The following is a 17907-nucleotide window of genomic DNA, read 5'->3' on the forward strand; positions in this document are numbered from 1 at the left end:
ATACCCGGCAAAAAATTCGGTCCACCGAACTTGGGGTCCAGGCCTGGTAATGTCGTCGATCCCGTGGCGTCCCGACGCCTGGAGGTGTTGACTGAAAGTCATGCCATTGACTGGAGAATACGAACCGAGTTCATCCGACTGGGCCCGCAAGCAAGCCGAGCTGTACGAGAACTCCGGCGGAACCGAAGGCACGATGATGAACGGCATGCCGGTAGTGCTGCTGACCACGAAGGGCAACAAGAGCGGCAAGCTCCGCAAGTCGCCGTTGATGAAGGTCGAACACGACGGCGAGTACGCCATCGTCGCCTCGCTCGGCGGTGCCCCGAAGCACCCGGTCTGGTACCACAACGTGAAGGCCGAGCCGCTCGTCGAGCTGCAGGACGGTGTGGACAAGCACGACTACATCGCACGCGAGGTGACCGGCGACGAGAAGGCCGTATGGTGGGAACGCTCGGTTGCCGCGTACCCCGACTACGCGGAGTACCAGAAGAAGACCGACCGCGAGATACCTGTTCTCGTACTCTCACGCGCCTGAAACGCCGTCGCCGGGTAAGTGGAACGGTCCCGGATGGGCAACCGTTCCACGCTGGTGGCAGCATGTCCTGGTGTCTTCATCCCCTGAACTCGCTTCCCAGCACTCATCGTCGGTAGCCGTCACCGCTGCCGACATCGATGCCGCTGCGGTGCGAATTTCTTCGGTGGTGGCCGCGACACCCCTGCAGCTGTGCGAGCGGCTGTCTGCGGAGACGGGCGCGAAGGTCTACCTCAAGCGCGAGGACCTGCAGATCGTGCGGTCGTACAAGATTCGCGGCGCATACAACCTGATGGATCAGTTGACGGATGCCGAGCGCGCAGTGGGGGTGGTGACGGCGAGCGCCGGGAACCACGCGCAGGGCGTCGCGTTCGCATGCCGCACGATGCAGGTCCGTGGCCGCATCTACGTCCCGGCCAACACCCCCAAGCAGAAGCGTGACCGCATCCGTGTGCACGGCGGCGAGTTCGTCGATCTCATCGTCATCGGCGACACGTTCGACGCGGCAGCTGCCGCGGCCGCCGAGGATGTCGCTCGTACCGGTGCCACGATGGTGCCGCCGTTCGACGATCCTCGTACCGTCGCCGGACAGGGCACCATCGCCGCCGAGATAGTCGACCAGCTCGGTAGCGCGCCGGACGTCGTCGTGATGCCCGTCGGCGGCGGTGGATGCATCGCGGGCATCTCGAGCTACCTCCGGGAGCGCGCACCGCAGACCTCGCTCGTGGGCGTCGAGCCGTCCGGAGCCGCGTCGATGACCGCCGCACTGATCGCCGGTGGTCCGGTGACGCTCGCCGACATCGATCCGTTCGTCGACGGAGCTGCCGTCCGCCGCATCGGAGACGTGCCGTACGCCGCGCTGCGGTCGCTGGGGGCGAGCGTGGTCTCGCACGCGTCGTTGCCATTGCTCACCGCGCCGGTGTTCGACAGTGCAGGCCCCGGTGCGTTCTTGATCACGCAGATCGACGAGGGCGCGATCTGCACTGCCATGCTGGCGCTGTACCAGAACGAGGGCGTCATCGCCGAGCCCGCGGGCGCACTCGCGGTGGCTGCGCTCGAGCACCTCGACATCGCCCCCGGCAGTACCGTTGTGTGCCTGGTCTCGGGTGGCAACAACGACGTCTCCCGCTACGGCGAAATTCTCGAGCGCTCTCTGGTTCACCTGGGGCTCAAGCACTACTTCCTGGTCGATTTCCCGCAGGAACCAGGAGCGCTTCGCCGATTCCTCGACGAGGTGCTCGGCCCCGAGGACGACATCACGCTGTTCGAGTACGTCAAGCGCAACAACCGCGAGACCGGCGCTGCTCTGGTCGGCATCCAACTCGGGTTCGCGAGCGGATTGAGCCCGCTCCTCGAACGTATGCGGGAGTCCCACCTGCACGTCGAGCAGCTGGAGCCGGGTTCCCCGGTCTACCGCTACCTGACCTGAGTCGGAGCACCGGGACCTACCTGCGCGGAGTCACCGGCCGAGGAGGCGATCGACTACCTGTCGGTGCAGGTCGGGGTCCACGCCCGGGAGATCGAGAAGGGCTCCGAGGTAGATCCCGTCGCCGACGAGTCGGATGATCTCGGCCTGAACCGGATCGTCGATCTCGGTGCGCAGACCCTCGTCCCACAACCGCATCATCTCCGTGACGGCGTCCTGCACCTCGCCGGAATTGCCGTCGACACTGCGCAACGCGGCCAGGGTCGATCGATACAGTGCGATCTCCTTCTCGGAGATGGAGTCGGGTGGCTGCAGATACCACTCGGCCACCGAGGTGCCGCCTGCTGCGGCGTCGGCGCGCTGCTGATCGGCCTGGGCACCGAGTCGTCGCACCATGGCGGCAATCAGCGCGTCCTTGGTCTTGAAGTGATAGAGCAGTCCGCCCTTGGAGACGCCAGCGGCGGCGGCGACGCTGTCGAGGGTCACCTTGGTCATGCCGTGTTCGATCAGCATCGATTCGAGTGCGTCGAGTATTCGGTCGCGGGTGTCCGATGACATGAAAGTCACTTTACCGGCTGGACGGTTCGAGGTACTCTCGATCACTGTACCGGCTGGACGGTCGGTACTCATCGTCGCTTCAGGCCGGCTTGCACGGTCTCCGAGCGCAGAATGTAGGAGATCGTCGTGAGTGACGTGCGCACCGGTTCGGTGCACGAGGTCGACAGAGCGTCCGAGCACCGGGCCGGCCCCCGAGATTGGCTCGGGTTGGTGGTGCTGGCGTTCGCGGTACTGCTCATCGCTGTCGACGGCACGGTCCTCGATCTGGCTCTGCCGTTCGTCAGCTCGGATCTGGCACCGACCAGCAACCAGCTGCTGTGGATCATCGACGTCTACTCGTTCGTCCTGGCCGGCCTGCTCATCACCATGGGCACGCTCGGCGATCGAATCGGTCGTCGTCGACTGCTGTTGATCGGAGCAGCGGGCTTCGGTATCGCCTCGCTCGTCGCCGCCGTCTCGACCAGCGCTGAGATGCTCATCGCCGCCCGAGTGCTTCAGGGCATCTCCGGCGCAACTCTGATGCCTGCGACCCTGGGCTTGATCAGGACCATCTTCCTGAACCCGCGTCAGCGCGTCGCCGCGATCGGAGTCTGGGGCGCGATGGCCGGTGGCGGTGCCGCCGCAGGGCCGCTCGTGGGCGGCTGGCTGCTCGAGCACTACTGGTGGGGATCGGTGTTCCTCATCAACATCCCGGTGATGATCGTGCTGATCGCTCTTGGGCCGCTGGTCATCCCCGAGTCCAAGGATCCGAACCCGGGGCGCTTCGACCTGACGAGCTCGGCACTGTCGATGCTCGCCATCGTTCCCGTGGTGTTCGCGGTGAAAGAGACTGCGGCACACGGATTCGACGTGATCTACCTGCTCTCCGCGGTGGTCGGCGTCATCGCCGGGTTCGTGTTCGTCCGTCGGCAGCGGACTCTTGCCGCCCCGATGATCGATCTGCGACTGTTCGCCAACCGGGCATTCTCGACGGGCGTAGCCACGAACTTCCTGTCGGTCTTCGCACTCGCAGGCGTGTTGTTCTTCGGCTCGCAGTACCTGCAGCTCGTGCTCGGCAACAGCCCACTCGAGGCCGGACTGTTACTGCTGCCCGGCACCGCCGCCAGTATCGTCACCTCACTGCTGGTCGCGGTCCTGGTTCGATACTTCAGCGCGGGAACGGTTCTCGGCGTCGCGATGATCGTCGCCGCTGTGGGCGCAGGCATCCTGGTCGGACTCGCGACGGACAGCGGACCGGCCATGTTCATCGCCGGATTCGTCCTGGTGGGAGCAGGCGTCGGTGTGGCGCTCACACTGACTTCCGAGTTGGTCGTCAGCTCTGTCGAGCCCGAACGAGCGGGAGCTGCCTCGGCGGTGTCGGAGACCGCGTACGAGCTGGGTATCGCGTTGGGTGTCGCCGTTCTCGGCACCGTGGTGATGGCCATCTTCCGTCGCGGAATCGACGTCAGCCAGCTGACCCCCGAACTCGGAGCCAAGGCAGGGGAAACACTCGGCGGCGCGGATGCGGTGGCTCGTGAGTTGCCGGACTCGGTGGCGACGGTTCTGCTCGATTCCGCACATGCTGCGTTCGTATCGGGCATGCATGTCGCGGCCGTCGCCACCGCGGTGGTGCTGGCGATCACCGCCGTGTTCGTCCTGGTCAATCTACGTAAGCGTCAGGACTCCAGCACGACGACGGAGTGACCGGGAACCGTGGTGGCAGAGCCGGTGTCGTCCGAGGTCGTCGGCTCCCACTCGAGCAGTGCGGAGCCGCCGACCGGCACCGTCACCGCGGACTCGGACAGGTTGCACACCACGCTGATGCGGCCTCGGCGAACGACGATCCACTGCGCGTCCTCGTCGTACTCCACCTTCACGTGGTCGAGCCACGGATCGGTCAGTTCGGTCCGGTCACGGCGCAGCCGCAACAGATCGCGGTAGACGGCCAACAGTCGCGCGTGATCGCCGTCGCCCAGCTCCGACCAGTTCAGCTTCGACCTCGTGAACGTCTCGAGATCCTGCGGATCCGGGATATCGCTCTTGTCCCAACCGTGCTCGGCGAACTCCGCCTTGCGCCCCTCTGCGGTGGCCTTGCCCAGCTCGGGCTCGGGGTGTGAGGTGAAGAACTGGAACGGCGTCGACGCTCCCCATTCCTCGCCCATGAACAGCATCGGAGTGTAGGGCGAGGTCAGCACCAGGGCGGCCTTGATCGCGAGCTGGCCGGGGGAGAGGTAGAAGCCCGGTCGGTCGCCGATCGCGCGGTTGCCCACCTGGTCGTGCGTGGTCGTGTAGGTCACCAGGGAACTGGCCGGGATACGCCGGGTGTCCAGTGGGCGACCGTGGATGCGGCCGCGGAAGCTCGAGTACGTTCCGGCATGAAAGAAGCCCTGCCGCAACGTGTTCGCCAATCCCTGCAGTGATCCGAAATCGCCGTAGTAACCTTGCCGCTCGCCGGAGACCGCGGCATGGATCGCGTGGTGGATGTCGTCGTCCCACTGGGCGTCGAGTCCGTAACCGCCGCCCGAGCGGGCAGTGATCAGCATCGGGTCGTTGAGATCGCTCTCGGCGATCAGGGTCAGTGGCCGGCCCAGATGTGCCGAGAGACTGCGAGTTTCGATCGACAGCTGTTCGAGAAGGTGCACCGCAGTGTGGTCGACGATCGCGTGCACCGCGTCGAGTCGCAGCGCGTCGATGTGGAACTCGGAGAACCAACGCAGCGCGTTGTCGAGGGCGTAGCGCCGCACCTCGCCCGAGTCGGCCTCTGCGTAGTTGATCGCCTGGCCCCAGCTGTTGGCGCCCTCGGTCATGTACGGGCCGAAGCGGTCCAGGTAGTTGCCGGACGGGCCGAGGTGGTTGTAGACCACGTCCAGAACGACGCCGATGCCGCGGCCATGGCAGGCATCGACCAAGCGCTGCAACCCTTCCGGGCCGCCGTACGTTTCGTGCACGGTGTACCAGAGGACACCGTCGTAGCCCCAGTTGTGCACGCCGTTGAACCCGTTGACCGGCATGATCTCGATGAACGTCACGCCGAGGTCGACGAGGTGATCGAGCTTGGTGATGGCCGCGTCGAACGTGCCCTCGTCCGTGAATGTGCCGATGTGCAGCTCGTAGATCGACGAACCGGGCAATTGCCGTCCGGTCCAGGCCGCGTCGGTCCACAGCGTCGGATCGATCTCGAAGACCTGCGACAGTTCGTGGACGCCGTCGGGCTGCCGCGGCGAACGCGGATCCGGGAGCGCCTTGTCTGCGTCGTCGAGCAAGAAGCCGTAGCGACTTGTCGGGCTGCAGTCGACGTCCGCATGCCACCACCCGTTCGACGAGCGCTGCATCGGATGCACCGTGTCGTCCAGTTGGAGGCGGACCGTCTTCGGGGTCGGTGCCCAGACCTGGAACCGACGAGTCGCTGCCGAGGATGTCACTGCACGGACCCTTCTTCGTTGTCGCGCACCAGAAGTGCGACCGGGAGTGCGGCGAACACCTCGGCCACCGACACGGTGCCGGTGTGTTCGACGTCGGTGATGCGGTCGCGCCAGCGGCCGTCGGGCAGGGTCACTGTTGTCGCGCCCCAGCCCTTCTCCGATACGCCGAGCGAGAGCCTGGTGGCCAGTGCGATCACGTCGGCGTTGCCGGGCAGTGGGCCACGTGCGAATCCGACGAGGTGCTCGGCTGCGGATCCGTCGGCGACGATGGGGGTGTAGGTTCCGCCGACGAAACTCTCGGGCCGCTCGCGTCGCACGTGCAGTGCGGAGCGAACGACGGCGAGCTTGGCGGCACCCGTATCGATCGAGAGCGCGGCGGTGCTCGACGCGGCGAGCATCGATCGACGGACCGAGTAGTCGACGGGCCTGCGGTTGTCGGGGTCGACGAGCGAGTCCTCCCACAACTCGGTGCCCTGGTACACATCGGGGATGCCGGGCCCGGCCAGGTTCAACAGCTTCTGACCCAGTGCGTCGGAATGGCCGTGCGGAGCGAGCTTCTCGACGAGCATCGACATGGAACGCGAGACGGCACCGTCGAAGATCGCGTCGAGCCAGCTGTGTACTGCGGACTCGAATTCCTCGTCCGGGTCGGTCCACGTCGTGCGAAGGGCGGCCTCGCGGATCGCCTTCTCCGCGTACGCGTGTACGCGTTCACGCAACGAGGACGTGATCACTCCGTCGGTCGGCCAGACTCCGAACAGGTTCTGCCACAGGAACATTCCGGTGGAGCCATCGGGACTCGGGGCCAGTTCTTCCCAGTCGGTGATGCATCGGGCCCACAGTTCGGGAGTCTGCGACAGCACGCCGATGCGAGCCCGCACATCCTCGCCTCGCTTGGTGTCGTGAGTCGACAGCGTGGTCATCGCCGCAGGCCAGCGCTTCGCGCGGTCCGCGTTGGTGAGATGGAAGAACTCTGTGCTGCAACCGAATCGGCTGGGATCGCCTCCGACCTCCTGCAACGAGATGAGCCGGTTCGCGCGGTAGAACAGGCAGTCCTCGACGCCTTTGGCGGTGACGGCACCGCACACCTGATCGAATCGCACCGGCGATTCGGCACCGCCGATGAGGGCTGTCGTCAACGCGCCGAGGCCGGCTGCCAGCTCGGGCTGCTCCTCGCCGATCTCCGCGATCACGCCGGGCAGTACGCGGGCGAGCGGCGCGTAGTCGGTCCTGTACACGGGGACGGCCGCGACGACGGCGACGATCGCGTCGATGACGGACTCGAGATCGACGGTGGTGCCGGACTCGCGCACGACGGCCCGCGCGAGGCGTCGCACCTCCGGGGACAGATCACCGCGGGCGACGCCGGTCTTGAGGTCGAGCTCCGTCTCGTGCAGCGTCTCGCTGTCGTAGGCGATGCCCGAGCGCACCTGGGACAACGCGGTGAGCGCGTGCACGCCCTCGGGGTCGACGAACACTCCGCCGACCGCGGCCAAGGCGTCGTATCCGGTCGTACCGTCGACGGGGAGCGACTCGTCCAGCGGTTCGCCGTCGGCCAGGATCTTCTCGATGACCAGCCATCGGTCGGGACCGAGAAGACCGCGTAGTTCGGTGAGATAGCCGGCGGGGTCGGCCAGGCCGTCGGGATGGTCGACGCGAAGTCCGTCGATCAGACCGTCCTCGATCCAGCTGGCCACCTGACGATGGGAGTCGGTGAAGACGTCGAGGTCTTCCTGCCGGATTCCCGCCAGGCCGTTCACCGAGAAGAATCGTCGGTACCCGATCAGCCCGTCGGACCAGCTCACCAGTCGGTACGACTGACGGTCGTGCACGGCCTGCGCGTCGCCGCTGTCCGTGCCGTCGGCGATGGGGAAGCGGTGCTCGTAGAACGCGAGCAGAGGCTGGTCCTCGGAGCGGTCGACGGTCAGCTCGCCGACGTCGCTCGCGCTACCCAAGACGGGAATGGCGATTTTGCCGTCGACGCCGTTGTCGCCTCCGAAGTCGATGTCGAAGTACGTCGCGTACTCGGAGTCGCGACCACGACGCAGAACGTCCCACCACCATCCGTTCTGTCGCGGATCCTCCACTCCGACGTGGTTGGGCACTATGTCGACGATGATCCCCATGCCCAGTTCGGCGGCCCGAGAATGCAACTGCGTCAATGCTTCTCGGCCCCCGAGTGCGGCCGAGACCGTGGCGGTGTCGGTGACGTCGTAACCGTGAGTCGAGCCCTCGGTCGCAGTGAGGATGGGCGACAGATAGAGGTGGGTGACCCCGAGGTCGTGCAGGTAATCGACCACGTCGGAGGCGTCGGCCAGGGTGAAGGCATCGCCCCGCAGTTGTAACCGGTATGTACTGGTGGGCAGCGGCATGTGTCAGGCAGTCTTTCGTAGAACGAGTAGGGAACGAGCGGTGACTTCCACCGGTGTACCCGCTTCGATCGATTTCTCACTTGTCCCGGTTCGCGACGCGGTGTTCAGCGCCACCGTCCATTCCTTGGCGTAGTTTCCGTCCGGGGTCACGAACTCGATGGTCTCGTGATGTGCGTTGAAGCACAACAGGAACGAGTCGTCCACCACGCGCTCGCCGCGCTGGTTCGGTTCCGGGATTCCGTCACCGTTGAGGAACACCGTGAGCGACTTGCCGAATCCGCTGTCCCAGTCCTCCGGAGTCATCTCCTCGCCCGCGGGGGTGAGCCAGGCGATGTCTCGGGCCTGCTCGCCGGTTCGAATGGGCCGGCCCTCGAAGAACCGTCGACGCCGGAACACCGGGTGGTCGGCGCGCAGTGCGATGGCGTTGCGGGTGAACTCGATCAGTTCGGCGTTCTTCTCGGCCAACGACCAGTCCATCCAGGCCAGTTCGGAGTCCTGGCAGTAGACGTTGTTGTTGCCCTGCTGAGTGCGCGCCATCTCGTCGCCGTGAGCGATCATCGGCGTGCCCTGGCTGAGCAGCAACGTCGCCATGATGTTGCGGATCTGGCGGGCACGCAGGTCCAGGATCTCCGGATCGTCCGTCGGGCCCTCCACGCCGCAGTTCCACGAGCGGTTGTGGCTCTCGCCGTCGTTGTTGTCCTCGCCGTTGGCGTCGTTGTGCTTGTCGTTGTACGACACCAGGTCGTTGAGCGTGAACCCGTCGTGCGCGATGACGAAGTTGATGCTGGCACCGGGGCGACGACCGGTGGCCTCGTACAGATCCGAGGATCCGGTCAGCCTCGACGCGAACTCGCCCAGCGTGGCAGGCTCGCCCCGCCAGTAGTCGCGCACGGTGTCGCGGTACTTGCCGTTCCACTCCGTCCACAGGCCGGGGAAGTTGCCGACCTGGTAGCCGCCTTCTCCCACGTCCCAGGGCTCGGCGATCAGCTTCACCTGGCTGACGACCGGATCCTGTTGCACCAGATCGAAGAACGCGCTCAGGCGATCGACGTCGTGCAGTTCGCGTGCCAGGGTGGATGCGAGGTCGAATCGGAATCCGTCCACGTGCATCTCGGTGACCCAGTAGCGCAGTGAGTCCATGATGAGCTGCAGCGTGTGCGGGTGTCTCGCGTTGAGGCTGTTGCCGGTACCGGTGTAGTCCATGTAGTGCTCGAGGTCGCCGTCGACGAGCCGGTAGTATGCGGCGTTGTCGATGCCGCGGAAGCTGATGGTCGGGCCCATGTGGTTGCCCTCGGCGGTGTGGTTGTAGACCACGTCGAGGATCACCTCGATGCCGGCGGCGTGGAACGAACGAACCATGGCCTTGAACTCGGTGACCGCGGCACCGGGAGACTGCAGCGAGGAGTACTCCGCGTGCGGGGCGAGGAAGCCGAATGTGTTGTAGCCCCAGTAGTTTCGCAATCCTTTGTCCAGCAGAACCTGATCCTGCATGAACTGGTGCACCGGCATCAGCTCGATGGCCGTGACACCGAGGTGGTTGAGGTGGTCGATGATCACCGGATGCGCCAGGCCCGCGTAGGTGCCGCGCTCGGCCTCGGGGATGTCGGGATGGTTGATCGTCATGCCCTTGACGTGGGCCTCGTAGATCACCGTCTCGTGATACGGGCGCTTGGGGGCGCGATCGGCCTGCCAGTCGAAGAAGGGGTTGATCACGACGGTGGTCATCGTGTGCCCGAGCGAATCGTGCTGGGGGAAGCCGTTGTTCGGCACGTCGTCGTGCGCGATCGGAGCTTCCTCGATGATCTCGTCGTCGGGATCGGCGAGATCGGTTGCGTCCTCGAACGGGGCCTCGGAGTCGAGTGAATCCGCGGATTCCTCGTCGATCGGTACCTCGGCCTCGGGTTCGGGAGCCGGCGCGTCCATGTTGTACGAGAACAGCGATCGATCGCCGTCGAACGATCCCTCGAATGCCTTGCCGTACGGATCCACGAGCAGCTTGCTCGGATCACAACGATGCCCGGCTGCCGGATCCCACGGGCCGTGAACGCGGTAGCCGTAGCGCTGACCCGGTACCACCGTGGGCAGATATCCATGCCATACGTAGCCGTCGGATTCCTCGAAACGGATGCGGGTCTCGGTTCCGTCGTCGGCGATCAGACACAGATCCACGGCCTCCGCCACCTCGGAAAACAGTGCGAAATTGGTTCCTGCTCCGTCGTAGGTCGCGCCGAGCGGATAAGCGGATCCCGGCCATACTGCGATGGCAGGCGTGTCGTCGGAGGCTTCGTGCAGCATGGATCAACCCTACTGTGGCGGGTGAGCCCGGGCTTACCGAGCGCGAGCCGCTCCACTCACGGTCCGGCCCACCAGCCGGTGGCCGATCCGAGCTGTCGGCCCAGCTCGGTGGTGAGGGTTCGCACGTAAGTCGCGGTGAGATGGTGTTCGTCACGGTAGATCAGAACGTTTCCCTGCTCGGCGCGGCACACGCTGTCGTCGCACACCGCATCGGACAGGTCGAGAGCAGAGAACCCGCGCAGCTGGAACGAGGACGCCAGGGCCGGGTTGACGGGGTCCAACGCCTCGTCCCTCGGGATACCGCAGGAGATGGCCGTGCCGCCGTCGGCAAGGCAGTCGATGGCCCGATACGCGAGCCACGGTGTGTCTCGGACGCCAAGAACTCCGACGCCGTCCGCGGTCAGTTGCTGCCACACCGAGGCGTACCAGGGGGGCGTGAAGTCGCCGGGGGCGTCCTCCCGAGGCCGGGTGGCGGGGGTGAACATGTAGTCCGGATTCATGTCGGCGATGTCGGTGAGCACGGTCTGCGTCCAGTCCAGGCAATCCGGGTACTCGTTCGGACCGAGCATCGGCATCGTGTTCGCGCTCAGCGGGCATCCCATCTTCAGGAAGGTGACCACCGCGAAGCCGTGTTCGCGTCCCAGGGCGTCGAGGGCCGTGACCCAGTGCTCGGCGTGCGAGCTGCCCGCCAGCACGATGGTTCGGGTCGCGTCGACGTCGCCGTAGGAGCACGAGATCGCGTCCCGGGTCTCGAAGTCCGCGATGCAGCCCTCGAGGGTGGTGGCCGGCAAGTCCTCGGGTGCGGAGTACAGCGGCGGGCTCAGGTCGGCAGGGTCCGCGCGAATCCCGTCGGTCAACTCGAGCGCCCCCGGGTGGGTCAGCTCGTCGACCGATTCATCGGCGTGCACGGCGGTGATCGATCGGCTGACGTAGGCGTTCCATCCGATCGAACTCGCGGTGACCGAGATCGCGGCCACCACTGCGCAGGCGGTCACCGCGATGCGTCCCGGGGTGAACGTCGTCGACTGCGTGGGTCGCTCGACCAGCCGGACGGTGAGGAACGCGAGTGCTGTCGAGGCAGCGACGATGCCGAGGCCGCCGAGGACGTCGACGTGGGACCGACCGGTGGCAGAAAGGTAGAAGATCAGCAGCGGCCAGTGCCACAGGTAGAGCGGAAACGCGATTGATCCGAGCCAGGCGAAGAACGGGTTGGAGAGCGTGGCCGCTACGGCGGTCTTGGGGCCCGCGACGATCAATGCGAGGGTGGCCAGCACCGGAACGAGGGCCAGGGGACCGGGAAAGGCAGCCACACCGTCCACGAGAAAGCCGCACGCGACGATGACGGCCATGCCGATGACGGCAAGGGCCCCGCGTGCGGTCGACCACGTTCGGCTGTCACGGGACGACGGCTCGGCCGCCGGGTTGCCGCGGCGTGCGGCGAACACGGCGGCGACTGCGGCCCCGAGCATGATCTCCCACAGCCGCGCCCCGGTGTCGTAGTAGTTCCACGCCTGGTGGCGTCGAACACCGTCCGCGGCATACACGAAGGACAGCACGGCGATGAGCGCAAAGATCACGGCGAAGGTGCGTGGCCCGAGACTTCGTGGTCCCTCGGGTCGGGCCAAGCGTCGGACCCATGCGAGACCGAACACGACGGCAATGGCCAGTAGATAGAACTGGAACTGCACGGCCACCGACCACAGGTGCTGAACGGGACTCACCGAGGGGTCGGCCGCCAGGTAGTCGTTCGCCGTCGTCGCCAGCTGCCAGTTCACGAAGTAGAAGACACCGGAAACCAGTTGATCGCCCAGGTCGGCCCATCGGGTCCGCGGAAGCAGGAACACCGATGTGACGGCCACCGCGAACAAGGTGATCAGCAACGGCGGCCCGAGTCTGCGCAGTACCCGCGAGATGCGAGTGATCGGGTTCAGGCTCGCGCCGGACTCGGCCGATCTCAGCAGAGATGCGGTGAAGAAGAAGCCGGACAGAGTGAGGAATACATCGACGCCGCCCGACACTCGACCCATCCAGATGTGGAAGACGACAACAAGGGCGATGGCGACACCGCGCAGGCCGTTGAGATCATTCCGCTGCGGCGGCCGACGCGGTCCGCTGGGCGGCGGAGCTGTGTCCCCCTGAGCCGGGTCCGCAACTGGGGTCGAGGCGTCGGCGACCGAATCGGTCTCGGCGCTGCTCTGGGTTACGTGCATGGAGGAGAAGTGACTTCCCGGCTCTGTATCGACCACTCGGTCGGGGGTCGCGGACGGTGGTACCCGATTCTGGTGAGATCGGGATTCAGGGGCAAACAATACGTGTACGTGAGGTGAAGTACCCCTCGGAGTCTGGTCGCGGCGATAGTCCCAGTTCGCGGATGGTGTCGGGCCGATCGGCACACTGACCGGCTTGCGCATACATGAGGCGTATGCAAGCATTTAGCAGGCGCGTGCAACTACGCGCGATAGCTCGCTAATTGCGTACGCATCTTCCATTCAGGAGTTCAGACATGCCACTCGGCTTACTCGCCCTCGCCATCGGGGGATTCGGAATCGGTTTGACCGAATTCGTCATCATGGGCCTACTGCCCGAAGTCGCGGCCGATTTTGCGGTCACCGAGGCCACCGCCGGTTGGCTCATCACCGGCTATGCGCTGTCCGTCGTCGTCGGGGCACTCGTCGTCACCGCCGCCGTGACACGGTTTCCTCGCAAGAACGTCTTGCTCGCTCTGATGTGTCTGTTCATCGTCGGCAATCTCGTCTCCGCACTGTCGAGCAGCTACGAGATGATGTTGCTCGGCCGCGTTCTCGCAGCGCTGTGTCACGGAGCGTTCTTCGGCATCGGTGCCGTCGTCGCGGCCGGCCTGGTCGAGCCGGCGAAGAAGGCCGGAGCCATCGCCATGATGTTCGCCGGTCTGACCGCCGCCAACGTCCTCGGAGTTCCGTTCGGGACGTTCCTGGGTCAGAGCCACGGTTGGCGCTCGACGTTCTGGGCGATCACGGTGATCGGCATCGTCGCGCTGATCGGTATCGCCGCCCTCGTTCCTCGCGACACCGGGAGCGGTGAGGTGAGCAATCTGCGCCGAGAGCTGCGCGCCTTCCGGTCGGTGCAGGTATGGCTGTCCATCGCGGTCACGGTGCTCGGGTACGGCGGCATGTTCGGTGCGTTCACATACATCGCGTTCACGCTCACCGACGTCAGTGGCTTCGCGTCGAGTTCGGTGCCGTGGCTCCTCGTGCTGTTCGGCGGCGGATTGTTCGTCGGCAACTACCTCGGCGGAAAGGCGGCAGACCGCAACCTCACCGGCACACTGACGGTTCTGCTCGGTGCATTGACCGTGGTACTCGTCTTCTTCGCGCTCACCGCGGAGAGTCGCCCCGCGACGATCGCATCTCTCGTGCTCATGGGTGCGTTCGGCTTCGCGACGGTCCCGGGGCTGCAGATGCGGGTGATGTCGTTCGCATCCGACGCTCCGACGATGGCGTCCGGCGCGAACATCGCCGCGTTCAATCTCGGAAACGCCGTGGGCGCGTGGCTCGGCGGTGTCACGATCTCGGCCGGTCTCGGCTACACCTCACCCATTTGGGCCGGATCCGGAATCACCGCGGCGGCTCTGATGGTTCTGTTGTTCGCCACCGGTCTGCTCCGATGCGCCGACGCCGATCCGATCGCGGGGGCGGGCAGAGTGAGCGCTGCAACCAGTGCCGCGGGATCGTCCACCTGAAGGCCGAAGGAGTCGGCACTGCCGTCGACCCTCCATCGCCGCAGGGGTGCGGGCACGGTAACCGTTGTGGCGCAAGCCAAGTCGATGTCGACGGTGGTGCCGTCCTGATTCGGTAGGACGAGTCGGCCGCCGTCGAGAGCCGGTGACACGACGCCGTAGCGGCGATGGATTCGGGCGGAGACGATGGTCGCTCGGTCCACCGTCGCGACGACCCTCCCTGAGGTTCGCAGAGTGAGCGTCGTCGGCGAGAGAACGTGAGGATGGACGCGGGCCAGCGCGACCGAAGAGGTGAGCACCACCAGTGACGCCACCGACAGGGCTGCAACCACTGCGCTGATCCACAGCACCGGAATCAGCAGATGCAGAACGACCATCTCGATGACAGTGACGACGCCGAACATCACAGGCATCGCAAGAGTTCCACGCACTGCGTTGAATGCTGCCGAATCCGCGCCGATCGGCGCATGCCGTCCCCGAGCCCACAGCAGCAGTGCGTGCCATCTGCCGACCTGGACCGGGGTGTGGACCGTCATCGAGCATCACCCGGTCGGCTCGGTTCGGTGGTCTGCAGACGTGCCGTGGCTTCGATGATGACTGCGCGCTGAGCGGGATCGGGCACGATGTCGTCGATACGGAGCGGGCCGGTCTCGTGGGCAGTGAGATCGGGCTCCGCCGAAGCGAGGGCGCGGATATCGAGTATCGACGCCAATTCTGCTGCGAGCGCATCGATGTCACCTGCGGCATCGTCTACGTCTCGGCCTTCGAGCGCGCTGAATCTGCGAAGGAGCGCCAGGTACTTCTGCCGGGTGCGGGGATCGGCCAGCGTCGCTGTCATCGTTTCGAAGAACGACGCGGGGACGGTGCCCGAGATCGCCATCACCTCGAGCAGGTCACGCTCACGGAGCAGCGCTTCTCGGTCGGACTCGGTAGCAGCATCGATCAACGCGGCCAGTGTGTCCGCTGCATCGCGCGGCAGGGCTGTCAGCGAACGATGCTCGATGGCGTCGTCGAGCAGGGCCGACAAGCGAGCGTGCCTGTGCGCCAGCGCCTTCTGCTCCGATTCGATACCGGCCAGCAGGGCGCGTAGATCGGCGACCACATCGTTTTCGTCCGTCGCGGACCGGTCGAGGGCGGCCGCGATCGCGCCGAGGGGCATTCCGGCATCGGCGAGCCAGCGGACTCTCATCAGTCGGACCACGTCGTCGATCGTGTACTCGCGATAGCCGTTGGACAGACGGCGTGGCTCATCGAGCAGGCCGAGACGGTGATAGTGCCGCACTGTTCGAGGTGTCGTTCCGGCTGCGTCGGCCAGGGATCCGATCTTCATGTGTTCAGTGTGAACCGTGACGCTACGTCACGGATTGGCGCTGGCCGACGAGAACGGATTGTTGGTTCTCGCAAACGAGGCGTACGCGGCCATCGTCGGTTGCCCGCGCCACCTGTTGGCCGGCCGGTCCTCTCGCGAATTCACCCATCCCGACGATCTGGCCCAGCACGCCGCGATGGAACACATCATGGCCGACGCCAAGGCGCGCGGGGAATCGGTTCACCTCGAAAAGCGCTACCTGCATTCCGACGGCACGGTCCGGTGGGGGTGGATCTCGGCCAGTGAGGTTCCCGGCCCCGGGGGTATTCGGTGGACGATGGCCGTCGTGCACGACACCACCGACCGTCGGCGCATCGAGGACGACCTCCGCCAGGCCGCGCAGACCGATGCCCTCACGGGATTGCTCAACCGGCGTGGATGGCGCGATCGGCTGCATCAGTTGACGACACCGGGTGGTGCCGATGTCGTATTGGCTCTGGCGATGGTCGACTTCGATCGGTTCAAGTCGTACAACGACAAGTACGGTCACGGACGCGGAGATCGGCTGTTGATTCAGTTCTCTGCTGCTGCCGAGGACCTGCTCGGCGGCCGCGCCTCCATCGCCAGGTGGGGCGGCGAGGAGTTCGCTCTCGCGATGCCCGGTGTGGGTTCGACGACCATATCGGCCGTGCTGACCGAGTTGTCGGCGGTCGTGCCCGACGGACAGACCTTCTCTGCCGGCTACACGACACTGCGTGTGGGGGAGTCCGTCGACGACTGCTTCGACCGCGCGGACCTGCTGCTCTACCGAGCCAAACGAGACGGTGGTGCGCGTTCGTACGGCGACGCAGACGCGATCCCGACGTAGTGACCGTCAGCTCTGCAGGCGACCGAATCCGACGACTCCGGAATCGGATGCGTAGTGCAGCGTGTGCACCCTGATCTTGCCGGCTTCGTTGCCGCCGACGGTGATGGCCTCGTCGCCGTCGACCGCGACGATCACATTGGTGTGTTGGCCGATCCAGCTGGTGTTGTCGTAGAGCACCACATCGCCCACCGATGGCGTGTAATCGCCGACGGCCTCGAATCGTCCCTGCTCCTGGTAGTACTCCTGCAGGGTGTAGACGCCGGGTATGCGCCACGAACCCGAATGGGGGTTCGACAGCGGCAGTCCGGCCTCCTTCATGATCCAGCTGACGAAGTCGGCACACCAGGCCTCGTCGATCCCTTCGGCGTAGAACGTTCCCGGCCGCTGCAGCTCGTGCTCGGTGCGCAGGAGTTCGACCACCCGGGCCTGATCGGTGGTCAGCTCGCCGGCGTTCGCCTCGGGGAATGCTTCGGTGTCCCACGGGAGATACCGGCTCGGCGCCAACCACAGAACCCCGACCGCCACCACGACGACGACAGCAGTGCAGGCCGCCGACCACAGGGGCCAGCGTCGTCGAGTGCGCACGGTGGTGTCGATGCTCATGCGACCACGGTAGCGCGACGTGGCACACCGCTCGGCACAATAGCCGGGTGACCACTTTCGAGAATCAGTCGCCCGTTTCCGTTCCGAAGCCCGTCGTCGACGCCGCGCGAGAGGCATCGCGAATCACCGTACTCACCGGCGCAGGCATGTCTGCGGAGTCGGGGATCGCAACATTTCGGGACGCCCAGAGCGGTTTGTGGAAGGACTTCGACCCCAAGGATCTCGCCAGCCCCGAGGGGTGGCTGGCCGACAGCGATCTGGTGTGGGGCTGGTATCGATGGCGAGCCGAATTGGTCCGACGCTCCGAGCCCAATGCCGGTCATGTGGCGCTGGCGCGGTGGCAGGCCCGCGCGCACGTCGACATCGCCACCCAGAATGTCGACGACCTCCACGAGAGGGCCGGGGCCACGGTCCTCTCGCACGTCCACGGCAGTCTGTTCGAGCCGTACTGCAGCGACTGTGGGACACGAGCGCAGTTCGACGGTGCCGCCGACGCACCGGCCGAGGCGGACCAGCGGGTTCCGCCGCCGGAGTGCCCGCTGTGTGGTGGGTTGATCAGGCCGGGAGCGGTGTGGTTCGGCGAATCGCTGCCCGAGGACGCCTGGAGCGCGGCCGAGGACGCTGTTCGCGCGGCCGACCTCGTTCTCGTCGTCGGCACGTCGGGAGTCGTGTATCCGTTCGCCGGGCTGCCTGCGATCGCCCGCAGCGCCGGAGCAACGGTGGTCGAGATCAACCCGGTCGAGACCGAGGTCTCGGATATGGCCGATCACCGGTGGCGCACCACGGCCGCGGCGGCATTGCCTGCGTTGGTTGCGCAACTCTGATCCC

The 17907-nt window shown here is 65.9% G+C and carries 13 protein-coding genes; 6 read left to right on the forward strand and 7 right to left on the reverse strand.

All coding sequences use genetic code 11. The features are described 5' to 3' along the window. Positions 1-100: 100 nt before the first annotated feature. Both R4P57_RS20430 and ilvA read left to right on the forward strand, forming a co-directional pair. Complete coding sequence (locus R4P57_RS20430) at positions 101-535, forward strand: nitroreductase family deazaflavin-dependent oxidoreductase (RefSeq protein ID WP_317804657.1); 435 nt, start codon at positions 101-103, stop codon at positions 533-535. Positions 536-605: 70 nt separating this feature from the next. Then, positions 606-1961, forward strand: coding sequence for a threonine ammonia-lyase IlvA (gene ilvA / locus R4P57_RS20435; protein ID WP_317804658.1), 1356 nt, complete (start codon positions 606-608; stop codon positions 1959-1961). A gap of 30 nt (positions 1962-1991) precedes the next feature. Here ilvA and R4P57_RS20440 read toward each other — a convergent pair whose 3' ends face one another. Then, a complete protein-coding gene (locus R4P57_RS20440; protein WP_317804659.1) occupies positions 1992-2516 on the reverse strand; it encodes a TetR/AcrR family transcriptional regulator in 525 nt (174 codons plus the stop codon). A gap of 126 nt (positions 2517-2642) precedes the next feature. Between R4P57_RS20440 and R4P57_RS20445 the strand changes: the two genes are divergently transcribed. Next, entirely contained in the window at positions 2643-4199 is a 1557-nt protein-coding gene (locus R4P57_RS20445; protein ID WP_411742401.1) for an MFS transporter, read from the forward strand. Here the strand turns inward: R4P57_RS20445 and treZ are convergent. The 4 genes from treZ to R4P57_RS20465 are packed head-to-tail and all read right to left on the reverse strand — an operon-like array spanning position 4172 to position 12794. After that, entirely contained in the window at positions 4172-5917 is a 1746-nt protein-coding gene (gene treZ / locus R4P57_RS20450; protein WP_317804660.1) for a malto-oligosyltrehalose trehalohydrolase, read from the reverse strand. The genes R4P57_RS20445 and treZ overlap by 28 nt on opposite strands. Beyond that, positions 5914-8289 (reverse strand): malto-oligosyltrehalose synthase, encoded by a 2376-nt coding sequence (treY, locus tag R4P57_RS20455; protein WP_317804661.1) that lies wholly within the window; start codon positions 8287-8289, stop codon positions 5914-5916. Before treY ends, treZ begins: the two co-directional genes overlap by 4 nt. Before the next feature lie 3 nt (positions 8290-8292). Continuing rightward, complete coding sequence (gene glgX / locus R4P57_RS20460) at positions 8293-10584, reverse strand: glycogen debranching protein GlgX (RefSeq protein ID WP_317804662.1); 2292 nt, start codon at positions 10582-10584, stop codon at positions 8293-8295. Positions 10585-10640: 56 nt separating this feature from the next. Then, complete coding sequence (locus R4P57_RS20465) at positions 10641-12794, reverse strand: acyltransferase family protein (RefSeq protein WP_317804663.1); 2154 nt, start codon at positions 12792-12794, stop codon at positions 10641-10643. A gap of 293 nt (positions 12795-13087) precedes the next feature. On the opposite strand from R4P57_RS20465, the gene R4P57_RS20470 reads away from it, so the two are divergent. Next, entirely contained in the window at positions 13088-14302 is a 1215-nt protein-coding gene (locus R4P57_RS20470) for an MFS transporter (protein ID WP_317804664.1), read from the forward strand. Positions 14303-14831: 529 nt separating this feature from the next. On the opposite strand, the gene R4P57_RS20475 is transcribed toward R4P57_RS20470, so the two are convergent. Continuing rightward, entirely contained in the window at positions 14832-15629 is a 798-nt protein-coding gene (locus R4P57_RS20475) for a MerR family transcriptional regulator (RefSeq protein ID WP_317804665.1), read from the reverse strand. Between the two features lie 16 nt (positions 15630-15645). Between R4P57_RS20475 and R4P57_RS20480 the strand changes: the two genes are divergently transcribed. Beyond that, entirely contained in the window at positions 15646-16476 is an 831-nt protein-coding gene (locus R4P57_RS20480; RefSeq protein WP_317804667.1) for a sensor domain-containing diguanylate cyclase, read from the forward strand. A 6-nt stretch (positions 16477-16482) separates the two neighbouring features. Here R4P57_RS20480 and R4P57_RS20485 read toward each other — a convergent pair whose 3' ends face one another. Beyond that, complete coding sequence (locus R4P57_RS20485) at positions 16483-17079, reverse strand: CHAP domain-containing protein (protein ID WP_317804668.1); 597 nt, start codon at positions 17077-17079, stop codon at positions 16483-16485. Positions 17080-17126: 47 nt separating this feature from the next. On the opposite strand from R4P57_RS20485, the gene R4P57_RS20490 reads away from it, so the two are divergent. Beyond that, positions 17127-17903, forward strand: coding sequence for an NAD-dependent deacylase (locus tag R4P57_RS20490; protein WP_317804670.1), 777 nt, complete (start codon positions 17127-17129; stop codon positions 17901-17903). Positions 17904-17907 lie beyond the last annotated feature (4 nt).

The sequence above is a fragment of the Rhodococcus sp. IEGM 1330 genome (genome assembly GCF_033142445.1).
Lineage (GTDB): Bacteria > Actinomycetota > Actinomycetes > Mycobacteriales > Mycobacteriaceae > Rhodococcoides.